This is a genomic window from Janthinobacterium sp., assembly GCF_009923995.1.
GTDB lineage: Bacteria > Pseudomonadota > Gammaproteobacteria > Burkholderiales > Burkholderiaceae_D > Janthinobacterium.
Genome location: NZ_RFSK01000118.1, coordinates 1 through 6,337, shown reverse-complemented (window position 1 = coordinate 6,337; position 6,337 = coordinate 1). Strand labels below are relative to the sequence as shown.

Here is a 6,337-nt window from a genome sequence, read left to right as displayed (position 1 = left end):
GCGGAACCGCGGTTCCGCCCTTTTTACTTTACGACATCAGCAACCTTACGGCAGCGCCACCGGCAATTCCGGATACTCCTGCGTCAGCGCATACTTGGTGCCGCCCACGGTGACCGTGTAGTTGGCCGGTCCCGAGATGGGCAGGCGGTAGTTCAGGGTCAGCGCCACGGAGCCGCCCGGCGCCAGCGATTGCCAGGCGGGAATCGCGAAGCGGGCCCGGTTGTAGTTCTTCGTGAAGCCGCCGATATTGTTCGGCCCCGTGTAGCCGGCATTGATCACCGTCAAGCCGAAGCCCGACTGGTCGCTCATGTCCGACGGCGCCGACACGGGATAGTCGAACTCCACCACGGTGCCGCCCGGCAAGGTCGAGGCCGTGTTGTTCTTCACCGTCATCACCGGGTTGATGGGGAAGTTGTTGTCGCCCAGCTTCCAGCCACCGAGGGTGATGCTGATGTTGGCCGCCGTGCCCGGCATGGCGATCTCGGCGCGCTTGTTGCCATACGCGCCGGCCGTGCGGAAGGCCTGGTACAGCACGTCCGTCAGGGTGGTGCCCATGAAATATTCGCCCTTGCCGCCGTTGCGCGTGGCATCCCAGGCATAGTCGCCCGCCATTTCCCAGATCATCACGCCGCCAATATTGTTGTTGACGATGTACTGGGCCTTGGCCGCGATCGACTGCGTGGTTTCCGTGGAAATGAACACTTTCTTGGTCGCATTCCACAGCCACGGTGCCACCATGGTGCTGCTGTAGTACGGCACGTAGGTGCCCACCAGCGCCTTGTCCGTCACCTTGTAGGCGTCCAGGTAGCTTGGCACGATGCCGTTCTGCAAGTTCAGCGCATGCCAGATGGGGTTGCCGCCGCCCGGCGTGGGCTTGCCCTGCGAATCGAGGTCGTACCACACGTTGTCGATGCCGGTGGCGCCCATGCCGCAGGTCTTCACGCCCGCGCACGTGACGGTGGAATTGGTCAGCGCCGTCGTGCCCCACAGGCCGTTGGTGCCGCCCGTGACATCCTTCCAGCCCCGCGTATAGAACGGCACGCCGATATTGATGCGTCCCGCCTGCATGGCGCCCCGGTAGTAGCGGTAGGCCCAGTCCGTATTCAGGTAACCGATGTTCTGGTACTGGTAGGCGTTACCGGCGCGCAATTCGCCATCGTTGCCATCGTCAAACAGCGCCGCGTTCGGTCCCACGTACTGGTTCCACGCGCCGTGCAAGTCGTAGGTCATCAGGCTGGCGTAATCGAGATATTTCAATCCCGACATGTTTTCCTCGCCCCGCAGCACCCAGCCCGAAGCGGAACCGGCGATGGTCAGCAAGTAATACTTGTTGTCCTGCACGGCCGCTTCGTCGAGCTTCTGGCGCAGCACTTTCAGCAGCACGTTGTAGCTCGTCATCAAGCCCGCCAGGCGCGGTTTCGAGGCGGCGAAGTCGTTCGGATTGCCCGCTTCATTGTTGGTGGTCGGATGTTCGTAATCGACATCGACGCCATCGAAGAAGTTGTACTGGCGCACGAAGGCCACCATGGAATCGGCCAGGGTATTGATGCCGGCCGTGTTCACGCTGCCATCCGCATTCGTCGTGGCCGTGTAGAAGCCGCCGCTGCCGGCCCAGCCCCCCACGGAAATCATCAGTTTTACGCCCGGATACTTCTTCTTGTATTGCGACAGCAAGTTGAAGTGGCCCTTGTACGGCAAGGACGGGTCCATGGCCGCGGCCGGGATGTTCGGCCAGGTGAGGCCCGTGTCCGGATTGGCCGCGCCGCTGCCGATGGCGATTTTCGAGGTGGCCGGATCGACGGAGGCAAAGGCATAGTTCAGGTGGGTAATCTTGTCCCACGGCAGGTTATTCACCAGGTAGGTCGGGCTGCCGTCGGCGCCCGTGCGCCAGCTGGCGAAATAGCCGACGATGCGCCGGTTCAAGCCATTGCCCAGCACTTCGCGGCCATTCGCATCGTACACCTTGCAATACGGCACATTCGGCACGGCCGAGATCAAGCCGTCCGGGCGGCAGGCCGTCGGGGTGGGCGTTGGCGTTGGCGTTGGCGTTGGCGTGGGCGTTGGCGTGGGCGTTGGCGTTGGCGTTGGCGTTGGCGTTGGCGTTGGCGTTGGCGTTGGCGTCGGCGTTGGTGTCGGCGTATCCGTCACGGCCCATGGGCCCCAGGTGTCGGTGGCGCTGGGCACGTTGCCTTGCGTCCACCACTTGGCCTTGTAGCTGACGCCCTGGTAAGTGACGCACTGGCCGCCCGTGTAGACGGTGGCGGCATCCCAGACGGCGCACGCCTCGACGGTGGCGAGCAGGGTGTTCGGCGTGGCCGTCGTGCCTTCCTGGCCGCCGCCGCAAGCGACGAGCACGCCGCTGAGCAAGGCCATCAATAATGCATTCGATTTCATGTGGTATCTGTCTCCGTTATGGTTGTACATCGAGAGCTGTTGCAGGCCCCTCAAGGGGCTCTTGTCAACTGTTATCCCTGGCCGGCCTCCTGCACTTGCTGTTACTGCAATTTCACATTCCAGTTGGCTTCCACGCATTTCACGTAGTTCCCGGCCAGCAAGGCGCTGTACGGGGTTTGATAGCTGACCAGCTGGCATTGGTTTTCGCCACCCGCGCTCCAGTTTTTTTCCCAATAGATGTTGTAGGAAGCGGAACTGGCTGGGGTGAAACGCTGCATGTTGGCGCACGACAATTGTTCGCCGGAATAATTCCAGCCCATGTCCGTGGCAAATTGCTTGTAGTAATCGATGCGGTTTTGCGCGGCCTGCTTTTCCGTGCCCTGCCCGCATTCGGCATTGATGATCATGATGGTGGTGGCGAAGTTGTTGCCCGCTCCCGCCGCCGTATCAGCCGCGTTCGGCACCCACGTGCCGTCGAGCACATGCAGCATGGATGGCTTCGGCGGTTGCGGATAGACGAAGAAGAACGTGGCCGAGGCCAGGTTCAGCCAGGTCGACGCCACCAGGTCCGGATTCTTCAGCAGCACGGATTGATCCCCGTCATGCATGGCTTGCGAAAACGGCCCATAGTTATAGTTGTAGGACAGCTGCTTGGCGCCGCGGCCAAAGTATTTTTTGAAGCTGCCGTCGGCGTTGGTGCCGCACGTCCATACCTTGTTGAAGACGGGGTCGGCGCACTCGATGTTGTAGCCGCAGCCGGCGCCCGTTTCGTCGCAGCCCAGCTCGCGCAAATACTTCAAGCCCTGGCGCCATTGCGGCAGCGGGCTGCTGGCGTTATGGTCGCCCGTCTCCTGTCCGAAGTGGGCAAACATCGTGGCCAGGCTGTGGCGGCAGATGGCGTCCGCATTGCGCCCGTCGGCGTAGTCGTCGCACACGGCGGGAAACTTGGCCACGGCCTGCAGGAAACGCTGGTAGGTATAGCTGGCGTCGCGCGCGGCAAAATAATATTCCCACTTGGCCGCCGGCAACAGGCGCTCGACCCTCTTGACGTTGAGCGGATTGCTGGCCAGGCCAGGCTGCACGGCGTCGACGGCCGTATTGCCCAGCGTGCGGATCGACGCCTTGACCTTGCGGAAGAAATCGTTGTTCGTCAGCGCCGCCTCGTTCGCCTCGGCCTGGGCCTTGGTGGGCACGCCTGGCGTGGGCGTCGGTGTCGGTGTCGGTGTCGGTGTCGGTGTCGGTGTCGGTGTCGGCGTTGGTGTCGGTGTCGGCGTTGGTGTCGGGGTGGGTGTGGTCGTATCGAGACTCCACGGTCCCCACTGGTCGTTGCTCGGTGCCGTGCCCTGCACCCACCATTTGGCGCGGTAGACCTTGCCGTCATACACGGCGCACTGCCCTGCAGTGTAGACGGCGCTGGCGCTCCAGGCCGCGCAACTGTCGCTGGCGGTCGTGGCGGCCAGCAGGGCCGATGGGGGTTCGGTGGTGGAATTGCCGCCGCAAGCGAGCAGCGCGCTGCCCAGCAGGCCAGCCATCAAGGGCGAGGCCAGCCGGCTTATGTGCCGTGTCTTCACAATGTCTCCTGAACGTTATACGAAAACTATCGGGGTAGCTTTTTTGTACGTAAAGAAAGCGCAGTGAAGCATCGGCTTTCTGCACAGAGAATGCGACGCCGAAAATTGGTAGTCAAGTGGTTTTATATAACGGTGTTTTTTACAATACCAGTGATTGCAGGCGGTCTGGCCACGTCGTGAGCGGCGAAGAATGAGCCGAGAAAAAAAAGACCCTGCCGCGAGCGGCGCGGACAATACCGCGCGAGCGGTGGCGCCGCAAGTGGTATTAGCACTGCCGGGCCCGTTTCAGGCGGAAGACGCGCCGGCGCGCGGCCATTGCGGAAAATGCACGTCGCAAAAACCCGCTGCAGACACTGTCGATTTGCGTCACGCATGCCATGGGCCGGGCCATCGAATCCCCGAAACGCACGACATACAGCGCCTGCTGCACGTCGGCAGGCAGTTCCAGCACGGCTTGCAGGGTCCTCAGGGGCGCACCGCTGGTGCGATCCAGCCCGTGCCAGGCAGTTGACGAAGTCGAGCAGGAGGATGCGCTGCTGCGCCGCGGTGAAGCAGCAGACCCGGTCCGGTTCCCGCACGCAGGCGGCTACCCTGGCCTCTGGCGCCAGTTGCGGCAGCAGCTACACGCAGCGCAGCCAAGTGCGGTTCTTGTCGATCACGCCCAGCTAAAAAACATCGCCGCTGACCATGCACCGCATGCCCGGCAAGACGGAGGCGGCGCGCGGCAAGTCGGCAACGCCGATAAGGTTGGGGCCATTTACCGCTTGCGCGGGATGGCAGGCAGCAAAAAAAATGCCGCTTCGCAAATATTACGAAGCGGCATTTTTAACTGGCCAGCCCAGCTGGCAAATGCTTACTGACTTTCGATGCTGGTATTGCCCGCTTCGCCAGGCAGGCGCAAGCCCGTGTCGACCACGCTCAGGCGCAAGCCCGGCAAGACATTCGCATTGACGGAAGCGGCCACCTGCACCACCGGCGAGCTGGCCGGAGGCGGCTCGCTGCCCTGCACCGCCGCTACCACGTCTTCCTTGCTGGTGATGGTCTCGCCTTTCGCCACCACTTCAGCCTGTACCATATTGCCTTGCGATGGCGCCACATTGACGGCGGCGATCACGCTGGCCACGGCACTTTGCAGCGCTACGGTCGGCTTCACCGTCAGCACGCCAGGCGTGTAGGTCAGCGCATAGTTGGTCGACGATTGGCCGGCGGCTGACACCAGATAGCTGCCCGCCGCCGATCCCGTGGTGGCCGGCGTGCTGAACACCAGGTTGCCGCTGACCTCTGCGGCCAGCGTATCACCGGCCAGCAAGCCCGTGTAGCTGGCCGTGAAGTCCGGATTCACACGGCCCTGGTCTTTTTCAGCATTATTCACCAGCACGCCCAGTGCCGCTTGCGTGATACTGGCCGTCAAGCCGGTCGGGTTGCTCACCGTGTAGTTGCTGGCCAGGCCAGTGCTGCTGTCGACCAGGGTCGTACCCGTCACCGTCACGGCCTTGGCACTGGCCGCATTCTTGTTGGCAAACGTTGCCGTCTGGCCCGCAATACCGAGAGTCTCTCCGGCCACCAGCCCGCTCAAGGTGCCACCGGACAAGCTGGCCTGCACATTGCCGTCATAGACTTTATTGCTGGCCAGCTGGCCCGTCACCGTCAAGGCCTTCGGCGTGATGCTGGCCGTCAAGCCAGTCGGGTTGCTCACCGTGTAGTTGCTGGCCAGGCCAGTCGCCGTATCCAGCAAGGTCGTGCCCGTTACCGTCACGGCTTTGCCGTTGGCCGCGTTCTTGTCGCTGAACACGGCCACCTGGCCGCCGATGCCCAGCGTTTCACCGCCCACCAGGCCGTTCAGGACGCCGCCGGACAGGCTGGCCAGGACATTGCCGTCATAAACCTTGTTGCCCGCCAACTGGCCCGTCAATGTCAAGGCCTTGGCCGTGATGCTGGCAGTCAAGCCGGTCGGGTTGCTCACCGTATAGTTGCTGGCCAGGCCAGTGGCCGTATCCAGCAAGGTCGTGCCCGTTACCGTCACGGTCTTGCCGTTGGCCGCGTTCTTGTCGCTGAACACGGCGCTCTGGCCACCAAAGCCCAGCGTTTCGCCGCCCACCAGGCCGCTCAAGACGCCGCCGGACAGGCTGGCTTGTGCATTGCCGTCGTAGACTTTATTGCCGGCCAGCTGGCCCGTCACCGTCAAGGCTTTCGGCGTGATGCTGGCCGTCAAGCCGGTCGGGTTGCTGACCGTATAGTTGCTGGCCAGGCCAGTGGCCGTATCCAGCAAGGTCGTGCCCGTTACCGTCACGGTTTTGCCGTTGGCCGCGTTCTTGTCGCTGAACACGGCCACCTGGCCGCCGATGCCCAGCGTTTCACCGCCCACCAGGCCG

3 protein-coding genes are annotated in these 6,337 nt (G+C 62.9%); all 3 read right to left on the bottom strand.

Going from position 1 to position 6,337, the window contains the following annotated elements:
- Positions 1–45: 45 nt before the first annotated feature.
- Positions 46–2,394 carry a glycosyl hydrolase family 18 protein gene (locus EBS11_RS27775; RefSeq protein ID WP_290608663.1) on the bottom strand — a complete coding sequence of 783 codons (2,349 nt, stop codon included), beginning with the start codon at positions 2,392–2,394 and terminating at the stop codon, positions 46–48.
- 101 nt (positions 2,395–2,495) lie between these two features.
- On the bottom strand, positions 2,496–3,965 hold the full coding sequence (locus tag EBS11_RS27770) for a glycoside hydrolase family 19 protein (protein ID WP_290608661.1): 1,470 nt from the start codon (positions 3,963–3,965) through the stop codon (positions 2,496–2,498).
- Between the two features lie 853 nt (positions 3,966–4,818).
- Positions 4,819–6,337: YDG domain-containing protein (locus tag EBS11_RS27765; protein ID WP_290608659.1), on the bottom strand; the 1,519-nt coding region annotated here is incomplete at its 5' end.